17 protein-coding genes and 2 pseudogenes are annotated in these 24215 nt (G+C 65.0%); 5 read left to right on the forward strand and 14 right to left on the reverse strand.

What is annotated here, in order from left to right; genetic code table 11:
* Positions 1–201 precede the first annotated feature (201 nt).
* Complete coding sequence (locus tag MPSD_RS18810; RefSeq protein WP_232022888.1) at positions 202–1332, reverse strand: enhanced intracellular survival protein Eis; 1131 nt, start codon at positions 1330–1332, stop codon at positions 202–204.
* A gap of 192 nt (positions 1333–1524) precedes the next feature.
* On the opposite strand from MPSD_RS18810, the gene MPSD_RS18815 reads away from it, so the two are divergent.
* A complete protein-coding gene (locus MPSD_RS18815; protein ID WP_036426441.1) occupies positions 1525–2574 on the forward strand; it encodes an NAD(P)H-dependent amine dehydrogenase family protein in 1050 nt (349 codons plus the stop codon).
* A 111-nt stretch (positions 2575–2685) separates the two neighbouring features.
* Here MPSD_RS18815 and MPSD_RS18820 read toward each other — a convergent pair whose 3' ends face one another.
* Positions 2686–3888, reverse strand: a complete 1203-nt coding sequence (locus MPSD_RS18820) for an ISAs1-like element IS2404/ISMul1 family transposase (protein ID WP_420811944.1) — start codon at positions 3886–3888, stop codon at positions 2686–2688.
* Positions 3889–4162: 274 nt separating this feature from the next.
* Between MPSD_RS18820 and MPSD_RS18830 the strand changes: the two genes are divergently transcribed.
* From MPSD_RS18830 to MPSD_RS18840, 3 genes are all read left to right on the forward strand, one after another.
* Positions 4163–4729 carry a hypothetical protein gene (locus MPSD_RS18830; protein WP_232022596.1) on the forward strand — a complete coding sequence of 189 codons (567 nt, stop codon included), beginning with the start codon at positions 4163–4165 and terminating at the stop codon, positions 4727–4729.
* Between the two features lie 354 nt (positions 4730–5083).
* Positions 5084–5473 carry an MmpS family transport accessory protein gene (locus MPSD_RS18835; protein WP_020725966.1) on the forward strand — a complete coding sequence of 130 codons (390 nt, stop codon included), beginning with the start codon at positions 5084–5086 and terminating at the stop codon, positions 5471–5473.
* Positions 5470–8391: an MMPL/RND family transporter gene (locus tag MPSD_RS18840; protein ID WP_086085730.1), complete on the forward strand. Its 2922-nt coding sequence runs from the start codon at positions 5470–5472 to the stop codon at positions 8389–8391. The genes MPSD_RS18835 and MPSD_RS18840 overlap by 4 nt, the downstream gene beginning before the upstream one ends.
* A 35-nt stretch (positions 8392–8426) precedes the next feature.
* On the opposite strand, the gene MPSD_RS18845 is transcribed toward MPSD_RS18840, so the two are convergent.
* The 5 genes from MPSD_RS18845 to nadD are packed head-to-tail and all read right to left on the reverse strand — an operon-like array spanning position 8427 to position 11725.
* On the reverse strand, positions 8427–9272 hold the full coding sequence (locus MPSD_RS18845) for a DegV family protein (RefSeq protein ID WP_020725968.1): 846 nt from the start codon (positions 9270–9272) through the stop codon (positions 8427–8429).
* 3 nt (positions 9273–9275) lie between these two features.
* Positions 9276–10031 (reverse strand): diglucosylglycerate octanoyltransferase, encoded by a 756-nt coding sequence (gene octT / locus MPSD_RS18850; RefSeq protein ID WP_020786742.1) that lies wholly within the window; start codon positions 10029–10031, stop codon positions 9276–9278.
* On the reverse strand, positions 10021–10695 hold the full coding sequence (gpgP, locus tag MPSD_RS18855; protein WP_015356523.1) for a glucosyl-3-phosphoglycerate phosphatase: 675 nt from the start codon (positions 10693–10695) through the stop codon (positions 10021–10023). The genes octT and gpgP overlap by 11 nt, the downstream gene beginning before the upstream one ends.
* Positions 10692–11081, reverse strand: coding sequence for a ribosome silencing factor (rsfS, locus tag MPSD_RS18860; protein ID WP_012395357.1), 390 nt, complete (start codon positions 11079–11081; stop codon positions 10692–10694). The genes gpgP and rsfS overlap by 4 nt, the downstream gene beginning before the upstream one ends.
* The gene (gene nadD / locus MPSD_RS18865; protein ID WP_012395358.1) at positions 11078–11725 is read right to left on the reverse strand and encodes a nicotinate-nucleotide adenylyltransferase; all 648 of its coding nucleotides are present in this window, start codon (positions 11723–11725) and stop codon (positions 11078–11080) included. Before nadD ends, rsfS begins: the two co-directional genes overlap by 4 nt.
* Before the next feature lie 235 nt (positions 11726–11960).
* Between nadD and MPSD_RS18870 the strand changes: the two genes are divergently transcribed.
* A complete protein-coding gene (locus MPSD_RS18870) occupies positions 11961–12998 on the forward strand; it encodes a class I SAM-dependent methyltransferase (RefSeq protein WP_223161078.1) in 1038 nt (345 codons plus the stop codon).
* Between the two features lie 10 nt (positions 12999–13008).
* On the opposite strand, the gene MPSD_RS18875 is transcribed toward MPSD_RS18870, so the two are convergent.
* From MPSD_RS18875 to MPSD_RS18905, 7 genes and pseudogenes are all read right to left on the reverse strand, one after another.
* Positions 13009–14448 (reverse strand): vWA domain-containing protein, encoded by a 1440-nt coding sequence (locus tag MPSD_RS18875; RefSeq protein ID WP_036426440.1) that lies wholly within the window; start codon positions 14446–14448, stop codon positions 13009–13011.
* Between the two features lie 13 nt (positions 14449–14461).
* Entirely contained in the window at positions 14462–15337 is an 876-nt protein-coding gene (locus MPSD_RS18880) for an AAA family ATPase (protein WP_011741427.1), read from the reverse strand.
* Positions 15338–15370: 33 nt separating this feature from the next.
* Entirely contained in the window at positions 15371–16642 is a 1272-nt protein-coding gene (locus MPSD_RS18885) for a glutamate-5-semialdehyde dehydrogenase (RefSeq protein WP_086085731.1), read from the reverse strand.
* Between the two features lie 92 nt (positions 16643–16734).
* Positions 16735–18130 (reverse strand): annotated as a pseudogene (locus MPSD_RS18890) (mechanosensitive ion channel domain-containing protein).
* Positions 18127–20319, reverse strand: coding sequence for an adenylate/guanylate cyclase domain-containing protein (locus tag MPSD_RS18895; RefSeq protein WP_174524133.1), 2193 nt, complete (start codon positions 20317–20319; stop codon positions 18127–18129). The pseudogene MPSD_RS18890 and the gene MPSD_RS18895 overlap by 4 nt, the downstream one beginning before the upstream one ends.
* A gap of 165 nt (positions 20320–20484) precedes the next feature.
* Positions 20485–21885 carry a mechanosensitive ion channel domain-containing protein gene (locus MPSD_RS18900; RefSeq protein WP_020786737.1) on the reverse strand — a complete coding sequence of 467 codons (1401 nt, stop codon included), beginning with the start codon at positions 21883–21885 and terminating at the stop codon, positions 20485–20487.
* Positions 21882–24076, reverse strand: a pseudogene (locus tag MPSD_RS18905) (adenylate/guanylate cyclase domain-containing protein). The gene MPSD_RS18900 and the pseudogene MPSD_RS18905 overlap by 4 nt, the downstream one beginning before the upstream one ends.
* Between the last annotated feature and the right edge of the window lie 139 nt (positions 24077–24215).

A 24215-nucleotide genomic window follows, 5' to 3' on the forward strand; every position in this document is an offset into this window, starting at 1 on the left:
CTCCAGCTGGGGTCAGCCCGCGGCGAGGCCGTCTCCCGCCCCGCACCCGGATGCCGCTATGACGACCGGGCGCGGGGCGGGCCGGCAGCACCAAAGGACCCCAGACGTTGCCGCTGGCGGGGCCCGTGCACAACCCCAACGGTCCGCGTCCGGTGGGTGGCAGCGGCGATGCCGCGCGGCCACCGGGCAGCGCGGCGGAACCTAGAACTCGAAAGCCGTCTCGGCGGGGACCTCGCTGGAAAACGCCGCATCGAGCCGGGCAATCACGCCAACATCTTTGGCCTGCAACCGGTTGGCCGCGGCCAGTGTGGACGCGCGGTGGGCACCCAGGTAGAGACTGCCCAGCACGTCGCGATCCATCTCGACATCCGCCGGTGCGTCGGTCGGGGTGCAGGCCGCGCGTCCGTCACGGATCTGCAGCACGAACCGGCCACCACCGGTGATGGCGATCACCGTGGTGAGGTCGCCGAAATAGGCGCGGGCCTCGAGGGCGGGCACAACGTCCATGATGCGCAGCCACAGGCCGTCTTGCCGCCAGGTCGTGCGAGCCAGTCGGGTGTTGGTGAGCAGGAACGGCATCGGCTCAGCCGGATGGCTGACGATGCTGACCCGCTCCATCGAGTCCAGCCCGAGCAGTGTTCGCCACAGGGCTGCCCGCGCTTCCGGGGTCACAGCGCGCAGCTCGTCGACGCGGGTCAGCTTGGGGTCGGATCTGTCCGCCCGGTAGAGCGCGTAGCCGTCGGCATGCAGCAGCGCAAACGATTCGCGCTCGCCCCCGGGCGAGGCTTTGCATTCGGCCATCAGCTGGTCCCAGAACACCGGCGGGCGCACTAGGCCGCCTGGTACGCGTTGGCGCCAGCGCTCGTAGATCGCTTCGAACTCAGCGCGATGGCGCGCGGGGCTGACCAACCTGACCGGCCCTCCGTCGGGCACCCCGGCATGCAGTCGGGCGAAGCGTCTGTCGACGGTCAGCTCCTGCAGAATCGTCGCCGGGCCGTAGCCGAATCGGCCGTAGATGCCGCCCTCGCTGGCATGGAGCGCAGCCACGGCATACCCGGAATCGGCCATCCGCCGGTCCAGTTCACCGCACATCGCGCGCAGCAGCCCGCGCCGGCGGTGCGTTGGCGCGACGGCGACAAAGCTCATGCCGGCGGTGGAAAGCACGTTGCCGCCGGGCACCGTCAGCTGCAGATCAATGAACAGCGCCATCCCGACGACATCACGGCCGTGACGGGCCACCACCGCCCCATCGGCAGGTATCAGCCCCCGCCAGGCGTCGGCCGACTCCGCACCGATGAAATCAGTGAAACTTGCCGCGGCCAAAAGGTACATCCCGGCCCAGTCGTCCTCGGCCGGAGTGGTCAACGTCACCGATGCGGGCAGTACTGCAGTCACGGGCTCCGACTCTGGCACACGGCGGCGCCGGCCCGCATCCCATTTACCGGCTCCGCCCGGGAGGCAGTCCGAGCCCACCAAAGCTCGGTGAACATAATGGGTCCAATCGCAACGGCAAAGGAGCCTTCGATGAGCACAGAACGCCCGCTTCGGGTTATCCAGTGGACCACCGGAAATATCGGGCGGCGGTCGCTGCACGCCATCATCGGGCGACCCGACCTGGAACTGGTGGGGGTGTACGCACACGGCCCGGACAAGGTTGGTGTCGACGCCGCCGAGCTGGCGGGCTGGCCGGACCCCACCGGGGTGCGGGCGACCAGCGACATCGGCGCGCTGCTCGCGCTGGGCGCCGACGCGTGTTGCTATAACCCGTTGTGGCCCAACATCGATGAGCTGGTGGGATTGCTCGAGTCGGGCGTGAATGTGTGCACCAGCGCCGCCTGGATCACCGGGGGCAAGCAGACACCGCGGGACCGGGAACGCATCCTGGCCGCCTGCGAACGCGGCGGCGCGACGATCTTCGGCAGCGGCGCACATCCGGGGATGACCAACATGGTCGGCATGGTGCTCAGCGGCTCGTGCGAGCGAGTCGACGAAATCCGGATCACCGAATCCGTCGACTGCTCGACCTACGAATCGGCGGCCACCCAGACGGCGATGGGGTTCTCCCAGCATCCCGACACCCCCGGCCTGGCCGAGAGCGTGCGGGCCGAAAGCGAGGTCTTCGCCGAATCGGCGGCGATGATGGCCGACGCGATCGGCGCAACGTTGGACAAGATGACCTTCGACGTCACCTTCACCGCGGCCACCGCGGACACCGATTTGGGGTTCATGAAGATCCCCGCGGGCACTGTCGGCAGCGTATACGGCTACCACCGCGGCTGGGTCGGTGATCGCAACGTCGTCAGCGTCGGATTCAACTGGACGATGGGCAATCATGTGGTTCCGCCCAAGCCACTCGAGCACGGACATGTCATCCAGGTGTTCGGGTTGCCCAACATGCGCACGGTGCTGCACTGTCTGCCGCCGAAGGACTGGACGGAGCCCGGTTTCATGGGCCTGGGCATGATCTACACCGCGATGCCGGTCACCAATGCGGTTCCGGCGGTGGTGGCCGCCAAACCGGGGATCGTGACGCTTGCCGATCTGCCGCCGATCACCGGGCGGGCGGCCCTCTGACAATGGCTGCCTACGCCAGGGCCCTGCTCAGTGTCATTGCCATCAGCATCACTTTGGAGGTCTTGTGGACCGGCGGGATCTCCCGCCCACCCAGGGCTCCGGCGTTGTTGATTAGCAGGCTTGTGAGCTGGGGAATTGTGGATTGAGGAGGTCTAGGCGGCGGTTGGCGGTCAAAGCGGTGATCCGGCAGGCTTCGGCGATGTTGTCGGCGCCGTTGAGGCGGTGCAGATTGATCGCGGTGTTGCGTAGCGTTGCTAGGACCTGTGCGCCGTTTCCGGTATGTGCCCTTTGACGGTCTTCGTCGAAGGTGACGTCGCGTATCCAGTGCAGGCTGTTCTCGATTCCCCAGTGTTGACGCATCCAGGTCATGATCGCGGTAGGGCGGGCGTGCTCGAACGGCAGGCTGCAGATGGCATAGACCACCTCCACGCTGCGCTGGTCGGTGGCGGTGATCAAGCGTTCACGAGTGATCCGGATGATTTGTTTTGCGTAGGGGAAGCCGATTCCTCGTGCAGCGGTGATGATTTGCGGGGTGCGGGTCTCGACACGGCCGTGGCCGCGGGAGTCGTCGGTAGCGGCTGTGGGCACCTCGGCCCAGGGCAGCGCGGTGATACGCGCAAGTATTTTGGCTTGGTTGGACTTGACGATCATCAGGTAGTGCGACTTCAAGGTGGCGCAGATCAACTTCGCGGTGACGACCTGGGTATGCATCGCATCCACGGTGACCAGCCACCGCAAGCTACCCGGCAGCAGCGTGAGCAGGGCACGTACGCAGGGAATTTCATTGCTTTTCTCGGCGACAGCGAGTTGACCGAGCACCAATCGGGCACGGTGGGCGAACACCGACACGAGATGCGTGGCTGTCGCTTTGGCGCGTAAAGCACCACGCAGCATCTTGCCGTCCAACGCGATCGGCACCAATCCACTGGGGTCGCTGCTGGCCACGTGTGCAGTGAAGTAACTGCCCATCCTGGCGTTGAGGTCGGCGGGGTCTAGCCGAGACAAAACAGCGCGGAAGGTCTTCTCACTGGGCCGCCGGAACCGGACCCCTAATTGGGCCAACACATCATCGGGAGCGGTGGCCGCCCATGTGGCAAAACCAGCATAGCCGCGCATCCCCGCGGCAGTGGCCAGAACCGCGATCGCCAACAAAGCCACCAGCGAATACCTCCGACCGCGTGGGCCCCTCGGGTCTGGCACCGAGGCCAACACATCGAGAAACTCCGATCCGATGAGCTCGCTGCGCTCACCAGGACTCCAGCGGTCGAACACCTCTGGAACCGACGACACAGGCAATACTGAAACGGTAGGCACGGGCAACTCCAGACCAACGACGAACAGTAACCAACTCGATCGTTCTCCAGATAGCCCGTGCCTACACTCCGGCCCCAATAGCGCGGCACCAAAGATCATCAACCCAGCTCACAAGCCTGCTAATCAACAACGCCGGAGCCCTGCCCGCCCACCCACGGTCCTCTACCACCTGTGGCATATCGGACTGATGCTCTTCGTCCTGGCGGTGCGGCTCGCATATCAGCGACAGCTTTCGCCAGAAGTGGCGAAGTATTCCCTGGTTTTGATCGTGGGGATGGCATTCGCCACGGTCGGAGATGTGGTCAATAGCGCGATCTCCGGCATCGAGCCGATCAGCCGCAAACTGTCGGCCGCGGTGATTCTTTTCGGCATCGCCTACGGCCTATATGCCATTGTGCTGTACAAGTTTGCCGCGCCCAGGCTGCGCTCGTACGGCGGCTTCGCATATCGGGCTCGCTGGCTTATCGTCGCCGTGGTTGCGGCGGCCAACACGGCGACTTGGGTCCTGCACATCCGGAACTCGGTGCAGGGCCATCACTTCCTCGAGGTGGGCAGCTTCCTCTTCAATCTGATCATCTACACGGCGCTGATCAGTTTCAGCATCTGGTATTTCTGGGCCGACCGATTCAGCTTGCTGGCGCTATCGGTACTGATTGGCGGATTGCTCATCCCCGTCTCAGACCTGTACCTATTTTTCACCTGGCTGCCCTCGGGCCAGGACTCGAATGTTCCTGGGTTCGACCTGTATGCGCTGAACTGGATTCTTTACTTTGGCGGGCAGGTGCTGTTTGCGTTCCTGCCGGTGGCGCAGGACAGCGATTCGCGCCCGCAGCGCACGTGACTCGAACGGCTGAACAACACTGCCGAGAGCGGTCCCCCGGCGAAAGTCAGATCAATAACTGCCGATGAGCGGCGCCTCGATGCGTCGATCAAGCAAGTTTAAAAGCGCCCATTGTGGCGGTCGGCCATGCCGATCCGAAGCGATCACCCCCGCCCGCCGGCGCCTGCCCCCCCCGGAGGAACGAAGTCGTGCACTAAGAGTTAGACTGCTTAGCCAAGCAAATATTTTCTTGCCTACGCCGGAAGCTTGCTTGCCCAGCAGGCCACGGCGAGCTGCATCGGCGAGCGGAGGGGCGGTCGGGTGCCTACGATTCCTGTTACCAGCGTGCTCAAACGAGCGTGGATCCCCTTGCTGATGGTGGTGGTACTGGCCATCTCGGGCTTGGTGGTGTCACGCCTGCACAAGATATTCGGTTCTGAGGACCTAAACGCCAACGCCGGCGCCGGGATCGACATCGTGCAGTTCAACCCCAAGGTCGTCATCTATGAAATCTCCGGCCCCGCCGGATCCACCGCCAACATCAACTTTTGGGACGCCGACGCCAACACACACCAGGTAAACGCGGCCCCCCTGCCGTGGTCGTTCACTATCTCGACGACGCTGCCCTCGGTGAGCGCAAACATTATGGCTCAAGGCGACGGTAGTCAGATCGGCTGCCGTATCACCGTGGATGGTGTGGTGCGGGAAGAGAAGTCGGCCGCCGGGGTCAATCCGCAGACCTTTTGCTTAGTGAAATCGGCATGAGCGAGTCCAACAGCGGCGCCAGTATCAGCACCGAGGACACCGGCCCGATCGAAATCGGCGCGGCCACCGGCGGCGCACCCAACCGCGAGCGCGGCCACCGCCCGGTCATTCCGCACACCATCCGGATCCTTGCCGTGCCGATCATCCTGGGCTGGGTGCTGCTGACGGTCCTGGTCAACGTGGTCGTCCCGTCGCTCGAGGTGGTCAGCGAACAACATTCCGCGCCGATGACCCCGATGGACGCGCCGTCGATGAAGGCGATGATGCGGCTGGGACACAACTTCCGGGAATTCGACTCCAACAGCACGGTCATGATCGTCCTGGAGGGCCAGCACAAGCTCGGCGATGATGCGCACCAGTACTACGACAGCCTAATTCGCCAGCTGCGCCAGGACCCCGAACACATACAGCACATCCAGGATTTCTGGGGCGACCGGCTGACCGCCGCGGGGGCCCAAAGCGCCGATGGAAAAAGCGCCTACGTGATGGTGAACCTGGCCGGAAACCAGGGCACGACCCTGGCCAATGAATCGGTCGAAGCCGTGCGTGACGTCATCAACCGGACGCACGAACCCGCCGGGGTCAAGGCATATGTCACCGGGCCCGCCGCGCTCAGCGACGACATGAACCTGATCGGCAACGCCAGCTTGGCCAAGATCACGATGTTCACCCTGGGCGCCATCGCGGTGATGTTGCTGCTGGTCTACCGCTCCATCGTCACCACCGTGATCCAGCTGTTCATGACCGGAATCGCGTTGGCCTCCTCGCGGGGAGTGGTGGCGGTATTGGGCTACCACAACGTATTCGGACTCACCACGTTTGCCGCGAACATTCTGACGATGCTGGCGATCGCCGCCGGGACCGACTACGGGATCTTTCTGGTCGGCCGCTACCAAGAGGCGCGCCAAGCGGGCGAGGACCGAGAAGACGCCTACTACACAACCTTTCGTGGGGTGGCCCCGGTGGTCTTGGGATCCGGCCTGACCATCGCCGGTGCCACCTACTGCCTGAGTTTCGCGCGGCTGCCCTGGTTCAACACGATGGGCGCACCCGTGGCAATCGGGATGTTGGTCGTCGTGTTGGCCGGGCTGACACTGGGTCCCGCAGTGGTATTCGTGGGCAGCCGATTCCACCTATTCGAATCCAAGCGGGCCGCCAATAGAGGCCGGCTGTGGCGGCGGGTCGGCACCGCGGTGGTACGTTGGCCCGCACCGATTCTGGCGCTGAGCGGCGCGATCGTTCTGGTCGGCATGGTCGCCCTGCCCGGTTTCAAGACCAGCTACAACGACCGCTACTACCTACCGGCCTCAGCGCCGTCCAATCTCGGCGAGGCCGCTGCCGACCGGCACTTTTCGCACGCCCGGATGAACCCCGACATGTTGATGGTCGAGGCCGAACACGACATGCGAAACCCGGCGGACATGCTTGTCCTGGACAAAGTGGCCAAGAACGTCATCCGCACCGTGGGCATCGCCATGATCCAGGACATCACCAGGCCGCTGGGTATCCCGATCCAGCACAGCTCCATACCGTTTCAGAACAGCATGCAAAGCCAGACGATGATGCAGAACATGACCTTCCTGAAAGAGCGGATGGCCGACATGACCAAGATGGCCGACGAGATGCAGGCCCTGATCGACACCACAGAACGCATGTACGCCGTCATGCGCGAGCTCGACACCACCACGACCGACATGGCGCGCGTCACCGCCGAAACCTCGACCATCACCGACGAGCTGCGAGACCACCTCGCCGAGTTCGATGACTTCTGGCGACCGATGCGGTCCTACTTCTACTGGGAAAAACACTGTTTCGACGTTCCGATCTGCTGGTCGTTCAGATCGCTGTTCGACTCTCTGGACGGGATCGACAAGCTTTCCGAGAAGTTCTCCGAACTCACCGAAGACATACAGCACACGGCCGGTCTCACGTCACAGATGCCGACTTTGATTCCGCCGATGATCGCCACCATGAAGACGACCAAAGCGCTGACGCTGACCATGCAGTCCACGTTCTCGGCGATGCTCGACCAGATGGACGAACTCAGCAACACCGCTATCGTCATGGGCCAGAGTTTCGACGCTTCCAAGAACGATGACTTCTTTTACCTGCCCCCGGAAGCCTTCGACAACCCGGACTTCCAGACGGGGCTTCGGATGTTCTTGTCTCCGGACGGAAAATCGGCCCGGTTTTTCATTACCCACCAGGGCGATCCGATGACCCCGGAGGGGATTTCGCGGGTCGACGCGGAACGCACAGCGGCGCAGGAGGGCCTGAAGCAATCGTCGCTCTCGGATGCCAAGGTCTATCTGGGCGGAACCGCCGCCACCTTCAAAGACATGGCCGACGGCGAAAAGTACGACCTGATGATCGCGGTGGTATCTGCGCTGACACTGATCTTCTTGATCATGTTGCTGCTCACCCGAAGCGTAGTCGCCGCCCTGGTGATCGTCGGCACCGCAGCCAGCTCGATCGCCGCGTCATTCGGTCTGTCCGTGCTCATTTGGCAGGATTTGTTCGGCATCAAGATCCACTGGATCGTGGCCGCGCTGTCGGTCATCATCCTGCTGGCCGTCGGTTCGGACTACAACCTGTTGCTGGTCTCGCGGTTCCGCGAAGAAATCCACGCCGGACTCAAGACCGGGATCATCCGGTCCATGGCCGGAACCGGTGGGGTGGTGACCGCCGCAGGTCTGGTTTTCGCCTTCACCATGGCGTCCATGCTGGGCAGCGATCTGCGGGTGCTCGGACAGTTCGGGTCCACGGTGTGCATCGGCCTACTGCTGGACACGCTGATCGTGCGCACCCTGCTGATGCCATCGATCGCGACGTTGCTGGGCCGCTGGTTCTGGTGGCCGCAGGTTGTGCACCCGCGCGGCGACAATGCCCGGCCCAGGGTCGCGGCGCCAACCCACTGAAAACCGCGCCCTGTCCGAACAACTCGGTGTTTGGGCTACCCCCGCAGCGAAGCAGCGCCGACTTGCACGCAAACCGCGACCGCTTCGGCGCCGACGTGCAACGCCAGCACCGGCCCCAGTGGGGTCACCAGCGCCGGCTCACATGCCGGAAGGCGGCGGCCCAGTTCCACCGCGACGCTGTTGGCGCCCTCCACATTGGCGACATGATGCACGGCCAAGAGCGCCGGTTCGCGCCCGACCACTTCACATACTCGGTCGACCAGCGCCGCCATTGCATGCTTGACGGTGCGAACCCGTTGGGCTAGCACGAGTTTTCCGTCCTCAACCCGCAACAGCGGCTTGAGGGCCAAGGCGGTGCCCAGCCATGCCTTGGCGCCGCCGATTCGTCCGCTGCGGCGCAAGTTGTCCAGCCGGTGGACGACGACGAACGCGTGCGTCCGGCTCACGGTGGCATCGGCAGCGCGCCCAACGGATTCGAGATCTTCTCCGGCCGCAGCGGCCCGTGCCGCCGCGAGCGCGACGAACCCGGTTCCCATCGCGGCCGACTTCGAGTCGATGACGCGCACCTCGGGCCCCAGATCCGCCGCGGCCAGTTTGGCGGCGCGGTAGGTTCCCGACAGTCCCGCCGAAATATGCACCGCCACTACCCCATCACCGGCACTATCGGCCAGCGCTGCGCGATAGGCGGCACGCAGCTCGGCCGGGGTGGCCGCGGCAGTGGTGGCATGACACTTGTGAATATCGTCGGGGACCTCATCCACACCGTCACGCAGGTCGACGCCGTCGAGCAGGATATGCAGCGGGACCTCGCGTATCGCCCACCGTTCTCGGATATCGGCGGGCAGGCGCGCCGATGTATCCGTGACCACCACAACGGCCATGGTTTAGCTGCGCGGCTTCTCGCTGGGCACCCCGGCTTCGGCCAGCGCCTTGAGCATCAGCTCCGCGACCCCCTGGTGAGCCTCGAAGTTCCAGTGGATTCCGTCCGGGTTGCCGCACCCGCTCATGATCTCTTCGGCAACTGCGGCTTTGAGATCTACCAGCGGGACATCGTGGCGCTGCGCCCATCGTGTTATCGCGGACACGGTGCCGGGGCGGCCGTGATGCGCCTTGCCGTAGGTCTCGGCGATGTGCACTGACGGTAGGGACGCCACAACGGGAATGCCCGGGCGGTTGAAATCGATTGCGCTACGCGTCTGTTCGAGGTATTCAGCGCTCAGATCCGCCGGCAGGGCCGAGCGAGCCACCGGTGACAGCCGTGGCTGCACCCAGGCGTACCCATCGCGCACCCACCGTCGCAACCACGGTGGACGCACATAGCGAATGAGCTCGCGCAGCGCCGTCGGCAACACCGAGGGCAGTGAGTCCATCCCGCTGGTGGCAAAGATCACCGCGCCGGCTCGGGGTAGCGCCGCCCACGACCGCGGATCCTGGGTGGCCGCCCACCAGACGTCGCGGCATGTCCAGCCGATCCGCCCGATCAGTTCCAGATCCCACCCCAGTTGTGCTGCAACGATATTCGGCCAGATGCGGGGATCGTCGGCGGGCAGTCCGCCGGTCGGACCGTAGTAGGACAGCGAGTCGGCGAAAACCAGCAGCAGGGGCCGTTGGCTGGGGCTTGCCCCGCGCTCAGAGGACATCGTTGGCGACCTGCGCCGAAGCGTTCCACACGTCCAGACGCCACCGGATCGCGTCGAAATCGCTGCCGGCAGCGTCGGAATGGCCGGACAGCTGCACCCAGCTGGCGTTGCCCATGCCCCCCAACGCGGGCCAATTGGAAACCGGCAGCCTCAGCAGCGCGGCCGACAACGCGGCGATCAGACCGCCATGTGCGACGAGCACCACCGGGCGGTCCGCCTGGGTGGGGCCACCCCATTCCGGCTCGGCGGAGACCAGCTCGGTGACCAACGGCACGCTGCGCGCGGCCACGTCGATTCTGCTTTCCCCGCCGTGCGGAGCCCACTCGGCATTTTCGCGCCATGCCAGCCGGGCGCCTGGCGCCTCGGCGTCAATCTGGGTGTGGGTCAATCCCTGCCAATCACCGAAGTGGGTCTCACGCAGCCGGGGGTCCACCCGCACCTGCTGGCCGGTGCGCTCCCCCAGCCTGGTTGCGGTGTCGTACGCGCGCCGCAGATCCGACGAGACGATCAGCAGCGGCTGCAGTTTGCCCAGCACCTCTGCGGCGGCCACGGCCTGGGCGCGGCCCAGGTCGCTTAGATCGGTGTCCAGTTGCCCCTGCATCCGGCTACCCAGGTTGTAGTCGGTCTGCCCATGCCGCAGCATCACCAGCCGGCGCACGGTCATGGCGCCTCCGCCGGGTCATCGGAGCCCTCCGCCAAGTCCACCGCCACCACCGGGCAGTCGGCCCACAACCGGTCGAGTGCGTAAAAACTGCGGTCATCCTGATGCTGGACGTGGACCACGATGTCGCGATAGTCCAACAACGTCCAGCGGCCCTCGCGGGCCCCCTCGCGGCGCGCCAACTTATAGCCGGCTCGGCGCATCTTCTCCTCGACCTCGTCGACGATGGCGTTGACCTGGCGCTCGTTGGACGCCGAAGCAATCACGAAGCAGTCGGTGATGACCAGCTGGCCGGACACGTCGATGACCAGCACGTCGTCGGCCAGTTTGGCCGACGCGGCGCCGGCAGCCACCGTCGCCATGTCGATGGCTTCCTGAGTAGCGCTCATGTGTTGTTCCCCGCGGGCAGAATGGTCGTGGTGTCCAGGGTCTCCCCGCCCCCCGAGTCCGGTGGCGTGCGGTAGAGCCTGCGCTTTGAGACATACTGCACGACGCCGTCGGGCATCAGGTACCACAGGGGGCGACCATGCGCGGCGCGCCGACGGCAATCCGTCGATGAGATCGCCAGCGCCGGGATCTCCACCAGGGACAAGGCGTCCTCGGCGAGCCCGTCCAGCGCGGCGGTGACATGGTCGTGGCGCAGTTCGTAGCCCGGCCGACTCACTCCGACAAACCGCGCCGACTCAAACATCTGCTCCCAGCCCTGCCAGGACATGATCGAGGCCAGGGCGTCGGCGCCGGTGATGAAGTACAGCTCCGCAGCCGGGTTGAGGGCATGCAGATCCCGCAGCGTGTCCTTGGTGTAGGTAGGACCGCCCCGGTCGATGTCGACCCGGCTGACCGAAAAGCGGGGGTTGGAAGCCGTCGCGATGACCGTCATCAGATAGCGGTCTTCGGCAGGCGAAACACGCCGTCCCTTCTGCCACGGCTGTCCGCTGGGCACGAACACGACCTCGTCGAGTTCGTAGCGGTCGGCTACCTCACTGGCGGCGACCAGGTGACCGTAATGGATGGGATCGAAAGTCCCACCCATGACACCTAGCCTGCGACGGTGCTTTTGCACGGTTTGCCAGCTTACTTGAGCGCACGGCGCCGCTCAGATCGTGCGGGAACCGGCCCGGACGGAGCAAACGACAGGCACTGGGCCGCTGGTCCGCCTGGCCCAGCCCGGACCTGCGGGAGCCGCTTCGCGTTTTGCGAATCATGAGCCTTTGAGCAATGGCGCCGCATCGAGCCGCCCGGTCAGGTAAAAGGGGTCTGTGGAAAACATGCCGCTGGGCTCCGTGGACTCCCAGCAGTCGCTGAAAAATTCGATGACCCGGCGGTTTTATAGCCGATCGGAGGTCACCGGCAAGATCACGCTGCCGGCGGTGCCGGCCATGATCGACGAGTACGTGAAGATGTGCGATGGCATGTTCGCCGATGTGGGACGAAAGTTCTCCGAGGAGGAGCTTGCCCATCTGCGTTCGGTGCTCGAAGGCCAGTTGGCTCAGGCCTACTCGGCCTCGCCCCGTTCCAGCATCATCATCTCGTTCAACGCGCCCGTCGGCCCCACGCTGAACTACGAGGTCAATGCGCGCTGGTGGACCGTGGAGGCCGCCTACGAAAACTGGATCGACACCCGCAAGGCCCCGCTGTTCGGTACCGAACCCGACGCTCGGGTGTGGGCGCTGGCTAACGAGGCGGCCGATCCCAGCACGCATCGGGTGCTCGAGATCGGTGCGGGGACCGGGCGCAATGCCCTTGCCCTGGCGCGACGGGGGCATCCGGTCGACGTCGTGGAACTGACGCCGAAATTCGCCGAGATGATCCGGGCCGACGCCGAGAAGGAGGGCCTCGACGTACGCGTCATCGTGCGCGACGTCTTCACGACCATTGCGGACCTGCGGCGCGATTATCAGCTGATCGTGCTCTCGGAGGTGGTGTCGGACTTTCGGACCACCCAGCAGTTGCGCGAGCTCTTCGAACTAGCCGCGCAATGCCTTGCTCCCGGTGCGCGCTTGGTCTTCAACGCCTTCCTGGCCTGCGGCGGCTACACGCCGGACCAGGCGGCGCGCGAGTTCGGCCAACAGGCCTACACGACCATTTTCACCCGGCACGAGCTATCGGTTGCGGCGGCCGGACTACCCGTCGAACTCATCGCCGACGACTCCGTGTACGACTACGAGAAGGCGCATCTGCCGGCCGACGCCTGGCCTCCCACCAGCTGGTACGCCGACTGGGTCAGCGGCCTCGACGTGTTTCCGGTGGCCCGCGAGATGAGCCCGATCGAGCTGCGCTGGCTGGTCTTTCGCAAGACGCACTGAAGTGCCCCGGTCACACCGGCAGTAGTTCGTCGATCACGGTGGCCAGCTGCTTTGCCGATCTGCATTCGTGCATCGCGATGACCTCCTGATAGCGCGGCACCGCCGAGTCTCCGCTGCCCCACAGGTGTTGGGGCTCGGGGTTGAGCCAGTGCGCGTGCCTACTCGCGGTCACCATGTCGGCCAGCACGTCGGTGGCCGGATTCCGGTAGTTGGTGCGACCGTCACCGAGCACCAGAAGCGAGCTGCGGGGGGACAGCACGTTGGGGAAACCCTGCATGAAAGAGACAAACGCGTTGCCGTAGTCGGAATGGCCGTCTCGGCTGTAAACCCCGGCCTCCCTGGTGATCCGCTGGATCGCCACAGCCAAGTCAGCATCCGGCCCGAACATGTGCGTCACTTCGTCGGTGGTGTCGATGAACGCAAAGACCCGCACCCGCGAAAACTGTTGGCGTAGCGCATGTACCAACAGCAACGTGAAGTGACTGAACCCCGCCACCGAACCGGAGACGTCGCACAGCACAACCAGTTCCGGGCGCGCCGGGCGCGGCTTGCGCAACACCACGTCGATCGGCACCCCACCGGTGGACATCGATTTGCGCAGCGTCTTGCGCAGATCGATGGAACCCGCCCGAGCGCGGCGCCGCCGAGCCGCCAACCGGGTCGCCAGCGTGCGCGCCAGTGGGGCAACCACCCGGCGCATCTGACGCAGTTGCTCACCGGAGGCTCGCAGGAACTCGACATTTTCGGAAAGCTGCGGAATGCCGTACATCTGGACGTGGTCACGCCCGAGCTGCTCGGCGGTGCGCCGCTTGGTCTCCGCGTCGACCATCTTGCGGAGCTGAGAAACCCTCTGCGCTGCAATCGCTTTAGCGATCTGCTCTTGGGTGGGGGTGAGCTCGTCACCATAGGGGGCAAGCAGGCCGGCCAACAGCTTGCCCTCGAGTTCGTCCAGCGCCATCGCCTTGAGCGCCTGATACGACGAGAACGACGGCCCCCGGCTGGAGTTGTACTTGCCGTAGGTCTCCACGATCAGCGCGATCATCCCCACCAGCCGCTGGTCCATGTCGGCCAGATCCGGGTTGTCGGTGAGCAAATCCAGCAGCATCTGCCGCATCGCCTCGACGTCGTCAGGCGGCAAGCCCTCGGACTGCCCGGCTTGCTCCTCGGTGATGACCGCCCGCGCGCCCAGGGCGGCCGGGAACCACAGGTCGAACATGGCGTCGTAGGTGTCGCGGTGGTCGGGCCGGCGCAGCACCGCGCAAGCGATGCCCTCGCGTAGCACCTCACGATCCTCGAACCCAAGGGCCGCCATCACTCGGCCGGCGTCCACCGTCTCCGAGGGGCCCACCGAAATTCCGCTGCCGCGAAGCGCTTCCACGAAACCAACCAGATGGCCGGGCAACCCGTGCGGGGCGAGCGGGTAGCTAGGTCGGATACGGCGAGTGGCCATCAGCGCAATCCCCTCAGTTCAACCGGAGTTCCCCGGTTGCACGTTGCTGATCGGACTGATGTTTGAGCACCACACCGAGGGTGGCAGCAACGACCGCATCGTCGATGGTGTCCAGCCCCAGCGCCAGCACGGTGCGGCCCCAGTCGATGGTCTCGGCAATCGACGGCAGCTTCTTGAGCTGCATCCCGCGCAGGACCCCGATGATGCGCACCAGCTCCTCCGCGATGTGCTCGGGCAGCTCGGGAACCCGCGACAACAGAATGCGGCGTTCCATTTCGGGAGTCGGGAAGTCGATGTGCAGGAATAGGCAGCGCCGCTTGAGCGCCTCGGACAGCTCTCGGGTGGCGTTGGAGGTCAGCAGCACGAACGGCGCCCGGGTTGCGGTCAGCGTGCCCAGCTCGGGGACGGTGACCGCAAAGTCGGACAGCACCTCCAGCAGCAGGCCTTCAATCTCGATGTCGGCCTTGTCGGTTTCATCGATCAGCAGCACCGTCGGTTCGGTGCGCCGAATAGCGGTCAGCAGCGGGCGCTGCAGCAAGAATTCCTCGCTGAAGACGTCATCCTTTGTCGCCTCCCAGTCACCCGAGCCGGACTGGATGCGCAGGATCTGTTTGGCGTGGTTCCACTCGTACAACGCGCGGGCCTCGTCCACGCCCTCGTAGCACTGCAGCCGGACCAGCCCGGAGCCGGTGGCTTGCGCGACGGCGCGGGCCAGTTCGGTCTTGCCCACCCCGGCGGGGCCTTCTACCAGCAGCGGCTTGCCGAGCCGGTCGGCGAGAAAGACCGCGGTCGCGGTGGCGGTGTCCGGCAGATAGCCGGTCTGCGCCAACCTGCGTGAGACATCGGCGATGTCGGCGAACAGCGGTACGGACCGTGCTGGCACGCTCACAATGGTTCTCCTTACAGGTCCTAACGGGGGCCGTCAGGCCGGACGCGTGTGACCCTCACCCCACACGATCCACTTGGTCGAGGTCAGTTCCGGCAGGCCCATCGGACCGCGGGCGTGCAGCTTCTGAGTCGAGATACCGATCTCGGCGCCGAAGCCGAACTGCTCACCGTCGGTGAAGGCCGTCGATGCGTTGACCATCACCGCAGCGGCATCAATCCGCTCGGTAAACCGTTGGGCCGCAGCAAGGTTAGTGGTCACGATGGCCTCGGTGTGACCGGTGCCGTACTCGTTGATGTGGGCGATGGCACCGTCCACACCGTCCGCCACCGCCACCGCGATCTCCATCGCCAGGTATTCACGACGCAGGTCCTGCTCATCCGCATCGAGATGCACGGTGACACCGGCGTCCTGCAGAGCGCCAATCAGCCGGGGCATGGCATGCTCGGCGATCGCCGCGTCGACCAACAGCGTCTCGGCCGCGTTACAGACGCTGGGTCGGCGGGTCTTGGAGTTGAGCAGGATTCGTTCGGCGACGTCGAGGTCGGCGGCTTCATGCACGTAGACATGGCAGTTGCCGACGCCGGTCTCGATGGTGGGAACCTGCGCATCACGCACCACCGCGTCGATCAGACCCGCACCGCCACGCGGAATCGCCACGTCGACCAGGCCGCGGGCCTGGATGAGATGGGTGACCGTGGACCGGTCGGCGCTGGAGAGCAGCTGGACCGCGTCGGCGGGCAGCTGCTCGCTGTCGAGGGCCGACCGCAACACATTGACCAGGGCTTCGTTGGACCGCGCCGCCGACGAACTGCCGCGCAGCAATGCCGCGTTACCCGACTTGAGGGTGAGTCCGAAAGCATCCACGGTGACGTTCGAACGCCCCTCGTAGATCATGCCGACCACCCCGAGCGGGACACGCTGCTGGCGCAGCTGCAGACCGTTGGGCAAGGTGTAGCCGCGCAGCACTTCGCCAACCGGGTCGGGCAGGCCCGCGACCTGACGCAGGCCCGCGGCGATCCCATCGACCCGTTGCGGGTTGAGGGCCAGCCGGTCGAGCATCGCGGCGGGGGTATCGGCAGCCCGTGCCGCGTCGAGGTCTTCGGCGTTGGCCGACAGAATCCGGTCGACGTGGGCCAATATCGCATCGGCGGCCGCATGCAGCGCGCGGTCTTTGACCCCGGTCGGCACCACGGCCAACAGTCGAGCGGCGACCCGCGCCCGGCGCGCGGCGTCATGCACCTCTTGGCGCAAGTCCGGCTCGCGCTGCTGGGCCGCTGCACTCCTGGGTGCTGCTTGCAGAGTCATTACCCCAGGGTAACGGGCGTTAGCCGGACGAGTAAGACGGCCCGTTCGGGTGGCCGCCCGGCCGCGCGGGGCCGGCCGGGCGGCTCGGGGGGCTAATTGAGGCCGCCCACCCGTCGCACCTTGCTTTGCCGCTCCTCGAGGATGTGACCAAAATCCTGCAGCAGCAGTGGTTCACGCATCACCAGATGTTCGAGGTGCTCGCGGTCGACCTCGAGCGCGGTGACCTCGTCGAGCGCATGTGCGCCGGCCAGGTTGGGTTGGCGGGTCAACGCCGTGAGCCCCAGGAATCCGCCTTCATGCAACGTGGTGACCGGCACGACCGACCCGTCTTCGGCCGTCGCGGTCAGCCGCACGCGTCCGGTGATCAAGAACGTCATCCCAGCCGGCACCTGTCCGGCGTACTCCATGGTGTCGCCGGCCGCGAACCGAATGATCCTGGCGCTGGACAACAACGCCTGCTGGTCGGTATCGCTGAGCCTCATCACCGGTGCCACCACCGTCTTGAGCGCGGGCTGGACGCGTTCGGTGGTCGAGAAATCGTCATCGGCCTCGTTGAGGTGCAGCCCCTCCCGCCGCGCGGCGTACCAAATCCAGCGCAGAAATGTTGCGCGCGCGGCACTCTCCTCGGCCGGCGACCGCAGCCCGATGGTGGTGCAGTATTCGGTGCCGCCGACCGGCTCGGTGGTAACTAGGAACCCGCCGTCGAGCTGCGGCAGCGCGGCGGCAACCCGGGACAGCAGCGCGCACACCCGATCCGGGGGCGTCCGCGTCGGAAAACTTGGTCGGTATCGCCAACTGGTAGGCGCCGGCCGGGCGGCTCAGGTTGGTGAACGGTGTGCTGGCCAGTACCGAGTTCGGGGTGATTCGCAGTCCGCTGCCGGTCTCGATGTGCACTGCACGCCAGTTCACCTCGACGATTCGTCCCCGCGTGGTGGTCGTATCGAGCCAGGCGTCGATCTGGAACGGTTGCTCGAACAGCATGAACAGGCCGGAGACGATCTGGCTGACGGAGTTCTGCAACATCAGACCGATGACGACCGATGTCACCCCCAGCGCGGTGAACAGGCCGCCGATTCGAACGCCCCAGACGAACGAGAGGATCACCGCCAGTCCGGCGCCGATCAGTACGAACCGTGCGACGTCGACGAAGATGACCGGTAGCCGTCGGCGCCACGAACCCTGCGGGGCCCCGGAGAAGACCGCGGCATTGAGCCCGGACAACAGCAGGACCAAGACCAGGAAGCCGAATACGGTGGCCAGCAGCCGCACCGCGGTGTCGTGGGCCGGCACTCCCGTCGCATTGACCAGCAGCAGCAACAGCGCGCCCAGCGGCAGCACATAGTTGCGCAGCAGGCCGACTTGGCGGGCCAGCGCGCTTTGCCTGCGGCGCAACAGCCGCTGGACTTCGGTGAGAATCACGACCAGCACGGGCAGAGCCGCCGCGATTCCGACGGCCCAGTAGAACCAAGCCGAGCCGAACACGCTCATCGCCGCTCCGACACTTGCCAGATCTGCTGCTGTGATCCCCGGACCGAGATGGCGCCGGCCGGTGTGAACGTCCATATTTCGCGCATCGCGTCGTGCACCCGGGCGCTGACGTAGATGCCCGGATCCGACAGGTGGCCGAGCATTCGGTAGGCCATCTGCACCGCGCCGCCCCACATGTCGTAGGCCAGGTTCGATCGGCCCACCAGACCACTGACGACTCTGCCGGTGGTGACCCCGACCCGCACTCGCAGCGGATGCTGTGACTGGTTGGCGAACCTGTTCACGATGAGCTCGATCTCGAGGGCAAACTCGATGCCCCGGTGCACGTTGTCCAGTCGCGGCGTGGTGGCGCCGCAGGCGGCGAGGTAGCCATTGTGAAATGTGCGAATCGGTTCCACGCCCAGGGATTGGGCCGCCGAATCGAACTGTCGGAACAGCTCGTCGACGATACCGACCAATTCGTCACCAGAGAGCCCGTCGGAGATCTCTTCGAGCCCGATGAGCTCGGCGAAGATGACCGTGACATCCTGATGCTCTTCGGCGATGACCTCGCCGCCCGCTCGGTAGCGCTGCACCACCGGTTCTGGCATCAGTGCGAGCAGCAGCTGCTCGTTTTGGCTGCGCTGCTCGGTGAGCAGCTGATCCTTGACTTTCAAATTGCTGCTCATCTCGTTGAAAGCCGCAGTGAGATCACCAAGTTCGTCGCGCGACTTGACCGGCACGGTGACCTCGTAGTCGCCGGAGCGGATCTTCTCGGTGCCCGCCTCCAGCCGACGGATCGGGCGCACCAGCAGCTTGACCAGCACCATGGACACCACGCAGATGAATAGGGTGATGCCCGCGACCGCCAACACCACCGTCCGGCCGAACGACGACAATCGCTCGTAGGCATCCCAGTCGTCTCGAGTCGCCAGAATCGCCCACCGCAGATCGGAATTGGGCACGTCCAGTGGGGCGTAGGCCTCCAACTCTCGATTGCCCAGATAGTCGGTGTCCTTGGTGATGCCGGACTGTCCACGCAGGGCAGCGCGCAAGCCCGCGCTGGGCACCGGTTGGACCAGCACCGTGGTCCCCAACCGGATCGCCTTGTTCACGACGTCTTCTCGGGTACCGCCGGCCAGCGCCTCGCGGCGGTATTCGTCCGGGCTTTCCAGGAAAAGCCGTGAGTCCGAACGCATCAGGTTGTCCGAGCCCGCCAGATACGTTTCGGTCGATCGACCCATGCCAACGGCTTCCCACTTCTCGTTGGCGTTCATGATCTGGTTCAAGTTGGTGGGCGGCAACGCCAGGGCCATCACTCCCTGCAGCTTGCCGTCCACCCCGACCGGCGACACCAGCCACGCGGTGGGGGCGTCAACTTCGGGCTGATAGCGCTGGAAGTCTGTGATCCACACGAAGTCGATCTCATTGGACGCCAGCGCCTTTTGATACGCGGTACGCAGGTTGGTCTCGCGATACGGGCCGGTAAAGAGGTTGGTCCCCAGATCGGGTCCCTTGTTGACCGAGTAGACGACGTTGCCTTGCAGGTCGAGCAGCAACGCGTCGCGGTACTGGAATCGGGTGACGATGCCGCGGAAAAAGTCGTTGAAACGGGCGTTGGCCGCCGACCATGCGCTGCCATCACCGGCGTTGTTGAAGCGCATCGACTCACTCGACGAACTGAACGGTGCGGTGTAGTACGCCTGCAGGTACGTCTGCGCGGGCGATGCCGGCAGCACCGCCTCGAGATCGAGTTCGTGTCCGGTCGCCTGGTCGATCGGCTTGATCAGCTCGTTGACGTAGTAGTCGACGATCGCCTGCTGCTGGACCGGGTCGACGGTCGCGTTGGCCAATTGCGCGAAGCCGTCGGTGAACGCCGCGATGGCTTCGTTGGCGCTCATCCCGTTGCTGTACACCATCACCGACTTGGTCAACTCGGAGAAGAGTGCCTCGACCTGCCGCTTCTGGGCCTCCCGCAGCTGGAGTAGTCGCTCAACGGCAACGCGCTGCAACGCGTTGCGGCCGCTGACGTAGCCGATGACCCCGACCACCGCGACCGAAAGGATGCTGCAGACCAGCAGCGTCACCAACAACTTGGCCTGAATGCCGACCCGGAGAAATCGCAGCAACCGACGACCTCGACTGTCGGTTCTGCCGGTCTGACCGGACGCGGCTGCTGTGACGGGTTCCGTTGGCTGCCCCGATGTCACCCGGCTTCCTTTCGCCTATGGCCGCGGGACCGGCAGATCCCGCAGCAGACTAACGCGGAAACGCAGACAAAACGGCGTTTGCGCGAAACACGCGATCGCGCATGAGCCAGCAGTTGATCTCAAGTCTCGCCGGCCGATGGGCCCACGTCGCGACCGCGGCTGCTGTCAAGCGACCCGTTCGCGCTGGGTTACTTGCCGCACCTTCATCTGCCGCTCGTCGATCAGTCGCCCCAGCTCCTGCAACAGCGCCGGCTTGCTCATCACGATGCGCTCGAGATACTCGCGATCGATGTCGAGCACGGTCACCTCTTCCAGCGCCACCGCACCGCCCGGGTTGGGTTGCCGAGTCAACGCGGTCACCCCCAGGAAGGCGCCCTTACCGAGGGTGCCGACCGCGACGGCGGGACCGTCCGCCGGCGTCACCATCAGACGGACGCTGCCGGCGATGATGAAGGACATGCCTTTGGGCACAACGCCGGCTTGCTGGACGGTTTCATCGGTGCCGTAGCGCACCACCTTGGCGTATGGGGCCAGCGACTGCTGATCGAGCAGACTGAGCTTGAGTTCCGGGCTCACCGCGCGCAACGCGTCCTGGACTCGTTGGGGGGTCGAGTAGCTGTCACCGGCCCCGTCCAGCGCAAGCCCCTCGCGACGGGCGGCGTACCAGACCCACCGCAAAAACGTATCTTGGGCAGCACCGTCTTCGGCGGGAGACTTGATCCGGACGGTGGTGCGGTACTCGGCGCCGCCCAGGGCAACCGTGGCCGGCATCACCCCGCTCTTGAGATTGGGCAATGCGCTGGCGACCCTGGTCAGCATCGCGCATACCTTGTCCGGCGCATCGTCCGCCGCGAATTTGGTTGTGATGCTGCACTTGTGCGAACCACCCGGGCGACTGAGGTTGGTGAAAGCCGTCGTCGCCAGCACCGAGTTTGGGGTGATTCGCAGCCCGGTTCCGGTTTCGATGTGTACGGCACGCCAGTTGACCTCCACCACTCGCCCTCGCGCAGTGGGCGTGTCCAACCAGTCGTCGATCCGGAATGGCTGCTCGAACAGCATGAACAAGCCCGACACGATCTGGCCGACGGAGTTCTGCAGCATCAGGCCGATCACGACCGACGTCACGCCCAAGGCGGTGAAGATGCCTCCGACCCGAACCCCCCAGACGTAGGACAGGATCATCGCCAGCCCGATACCGATCAGCGCGAACCGGGCCACATCGAGAAAGATGGTGGGCAACCGCTTGCGCCAACTGTCCTGCGGCGCGCTGGCAAATACCGTCGCGTTGAGCGCAGAGAGCAGCAACACCAGCACCAGGAAGCCGAACACCGTGGTCAGGATTCGTACCGTGCCTTCTCCTGCCGGCACTTGTGAGGCTTTGACCAGGAACAGCAGCAACGCGCCGAGCGGGAGCAGGAAGTTGCGTAGCAGGGTGACCTGACGGGCCACGTGGCTGTTCCTGCGGGCCAGCGAATTGTGCAGCTCGGTGAGCAGGATCAGGCCAACCGGCACTCCGATCGCGATGCCGATGGCCCAGTGGAACCACGAGGCGCCCAGGACGTTCATGACTGCTCCGACATCCGGTAGATCTGCTCTTGCACACCGCCGACCGAGATGGTCCCTGCCGGTGCGAACTGCCGCTCGTCTCGCATCGCCTCATACACCTGCGAGGTGACGTAGATACCGGGTTGCGTTGACCCACTATGCATTTGGTAAGCGGTGCTTACCGCCGCACCCCACATGTCGTAGACAACGCTGGTTCGACCGACCAGCCCGCTGATGACGTTGCCGGTGTTGATTCCGGCCCGCAGCCGTAGTTGGTGGCCGCTTTGGTGGTTGAACCGCTCGATGATGCGCTGCATCTCCAGCGCGAATGCGACCGTGCGGGCGACGTTGTCCAAACGTGGCGTGGTGACCCCGCAGCTGGCCAGATAGCCGTTATGTAGCGTGCGGATCCGTTCCACCCCAAGGGATTCAGCCGCCGAGTCGAACTGGCGGAACAGGTCATCGACGATGGCGACCAACTCGTTGCCCGACAGCGATCGGGAGACCTCGTCCAAGCCCAGGATGTCAGCGAAGATCACGGTGACGTCCTGGTGTTCCTGGGCAATGGTCTGCTCGCCCTCGCGATACCGCTGCACCACCGGCTCGGGCATCATCGACAGCAGCAGCCGATCGTTTTCCCGGCGCTGCTCGTTGAGCAGATCCTCCTTGATATTCAGGCTTCGGCTCATCTCATTGAAAGCGGCGGTCAGATCGCCGATCTCGTCACGCGACTTCACCGGAATCGCGGCGTCGTAGTCACCGCCGCTGATCTTCTCGGTGCCCGCCTCCAGGCGTCTGATCGGCCGCACCATCAGTCGGGCGATCAACATCGAGAAGACACAGATGATCACGATCATCGCCACGGTCACCAATACCAGCGCCTTGCTGAATGCGGCCGCGGCGGCGAATGCCGCAGAATCGTCGTTGGTCGCCAGGATCGACCAATGCAGATCCGAGTTGGGAATATTCAGCGGCGCAAAGGCTTCCAGCTCGCGGTTACCCGTATAGTCGACCGCGCTGACCGTTCCGGTCTGGCCCCGCTGCGCCTCACGCAGACCCGCGGTCGCCACCGGATGCAGCAACACCGTGCTCCCGAGTTGGATCGCCCGGTTCACCACCTCCGGTGAGGTCCCGGCCGCCACCGCCTGGCGGCGATATTCTTCGGGATCCTGCAGGAACAACCTCGAATCCGATCGCATGAGGTTGTCCGGCCCGGCAAGATAGGTCTCGGTCCCGGTACCCATCCCGGCCGCTTGCCAGTTCTTGTCGGCGGTCATCATCTTGTTGATCTTGGCGATGGGCAGCGGTAGCGCCAGCACACACCTTCGGTTCTGCCGCCCTGCAGCACCGGGGACACCAGCCAGGCCGTCGGCGCGTCCAGCTGTGGTTGATACGGCTCGAAATCGGTGATCCAGGTGAAGTCGACGGCGTTGGCGCCCAGCGCCCTGAGATAAGCATCACGCAGGTTGGATTCGCGATACGGCCCGGTCAGTATGTTGGTGCCGCGATCGGGGTCCTTGCTCAAGCTGTAGACGATGTTGCCACGGGTATCAAGCAGAACCGCATCGTCGTAATCGAATCGGGTGACGATCTCGCGAAAGTAGCCGTTGAATTCCGCGTTGGCGGCCGACCACGCGCTGCCATCGCCGGCGTCGTCCAGCCGCATCGAATCCTGATCGGACGTGAACGGCGCGGTGTAGTACGCCTGCAGGTATTTCTGCGCCGGCGATGTCGGCAGCAGCGCTTCGAGGTCGAGTTTGGTTCCAGTCAGGTGTTCGACCGGTTTGATGAGCTGGTCGTTGTAGTAGTTGACGAGCGACTCTTGCTGCGCCGGGCTTATCGTCGCGTCCGCCAGTTGGTCGAATCCGGCGGTGAACTGCGCGACCGCGTCTATCACGGTCAGCCCGCGGGCGTAGATGACCAGCGAATTGGTCAGGTCGGAGAACAGCGTCTCCACCGCACGCAGCTGCGATTCGCGTAGCTGGGTCAGACGTCCGTACGCGGCAGCGCTGAGCGAACTACGGCCGGCGTGAAAACCGACCGCCACGATCGCGGCCACCGAAACGATGCTCGACAGCAGCAACAGCACCATGAGCTTGGACTGGATGCTCACCCGGAAGCGCGGCCGGCGGCGGCGCTTGCCCTTCGCACCATCGTGAGCCGGGGCACCCTCCACCACCGGCTCCGGATCTTTCGCCTCGGCCGCCGTCAAAAGACTTCCTTTCTGTAATTTGCCGCCCAACCGCTCTACGATGCACCGATTGCGCGCCAGACGAGCGCCGACACGCAGCGCGGGCCCGGTTTGCCGTGTTTGTTGTGCGACCGCCTGGTGACAACCGCGTCACCTTCGC

It is taken from the genome of Mycobacterium pseudoshottsii JCM 15466 (genome assembly GCF_003584745.1).
Lineage (GTDB): Bacteria > Actinomycetota > Actinomycetes > Mycobacteriales > Mycobacteriaceae > Mycobacterium > Mycobacterium marinum.

What these genes read in the sequence shown, in the direction of transcription:
- nadD (WP_012395358.1), bottom strand. Translation starts at nt 11,725, where the DNA reads ATGGGTGGGACTTTCGATCCCATCCATTACGGTCACCTGGTCGCCGCC.
- MPSD_RS18840 (WP_086085730.1), top strand. Translation starts at nt 5,470, where the DNA reads ATGAGCGAGTCCAACAGCGGCGCCAGTATCAGCACCGAGGACACCGGC.
- MPSD_RS18900 (WP_020786737.1), bottom strand. Translation starts at nt 21,885, where the DNA reads ATGAACGTCCTGGGCGCCTCGTGGTTCCACTGGGCCATCGGCATCGCG.
- MPSD_RS18885 (WP_086085731.1), bottom strand. Translation starts at nt 16,642, where the DNA reads ATGACTCTGCAAGCAGCACCCAGGAGTGCAGCGGCCCAGCAGCGCGAG.
- MPSD_RS18830 (WP_232022596.1), top strand. Translation starts at nt 4,163, where the DNA reads ATGGCATTCGCCACGGTCGGAGATGTGGTCAATAGCGCGATCTCCGGC.
- MPSD_RS18810 (WP_232022888.1), bottom strand. Translation starts at nt 1,332, where the DNA reads ATGTACCTTTTGGCCGCGGCAAGTTTCACTGATTTCATCGGTGCGGAG.
- MPSD_RS18870 (WP_223161078.1), top strand. Translation starts at nt 11,961, where the DNA reads ATGCCGCTGGGCTCCGTGGACTCCCAGCAGTCGCTGAAAAATTCGATG.
- gpgP (WP_015356523.1), bottom strand. Translation starts at nt 10,695, where the DNA reads ATGACCGTGCGCCGGCTGGTGATGCTGCGGCATGGGCAGACCGACTAC.
- MPSD_RS18835 (WP_020725966.1), top strand. Translation starts at nt 5,084, where the DNA reads ATGGTGGTGGTACTGGCCATCTCGGGCTTGGTGGTGTCACGCCTGCAC.
- MPSD_RS18845 (WP_020725968.1), bottom strand. Translation starts at nt 9,272, where the DNA reads ATGGCCGTTGTGGTGGTCACGGATACATCGGCGCGCCTGCCCGCCGAT.
- MPSD_RS18815 (WP_036426441.1), top strand. Translation starts at nt 1,525, where the DNA reads ATGAGCACAGAACGCCCGCTTCGGGTTATCCAGTGGACCACCGGAAAT.
- rsfS (WP_012395357.1), bottom strand. Translation starts at nt 11,081, where the DNA reads ATGAGCGCTACTCAGGAAGCCATCGACATGGCGACGGTGGCTGCCGGC.
- octT (WP_020786742.1), bottom strand. Translation starts at nt 10,031, where the DNA reads ATGTCCTCTGAGCGCGGGGCAAGCCCCAGCCAACGGCCCCTGCTGCTG.
- MPSD_RS18875 (WP_036426440.1), bottom strand. Translation starts at nt 14,448, where the DNA reads ATGGCCACTCGCCGTATCCGACCTAGCTACCCGCTCGCCCCGCACGGG.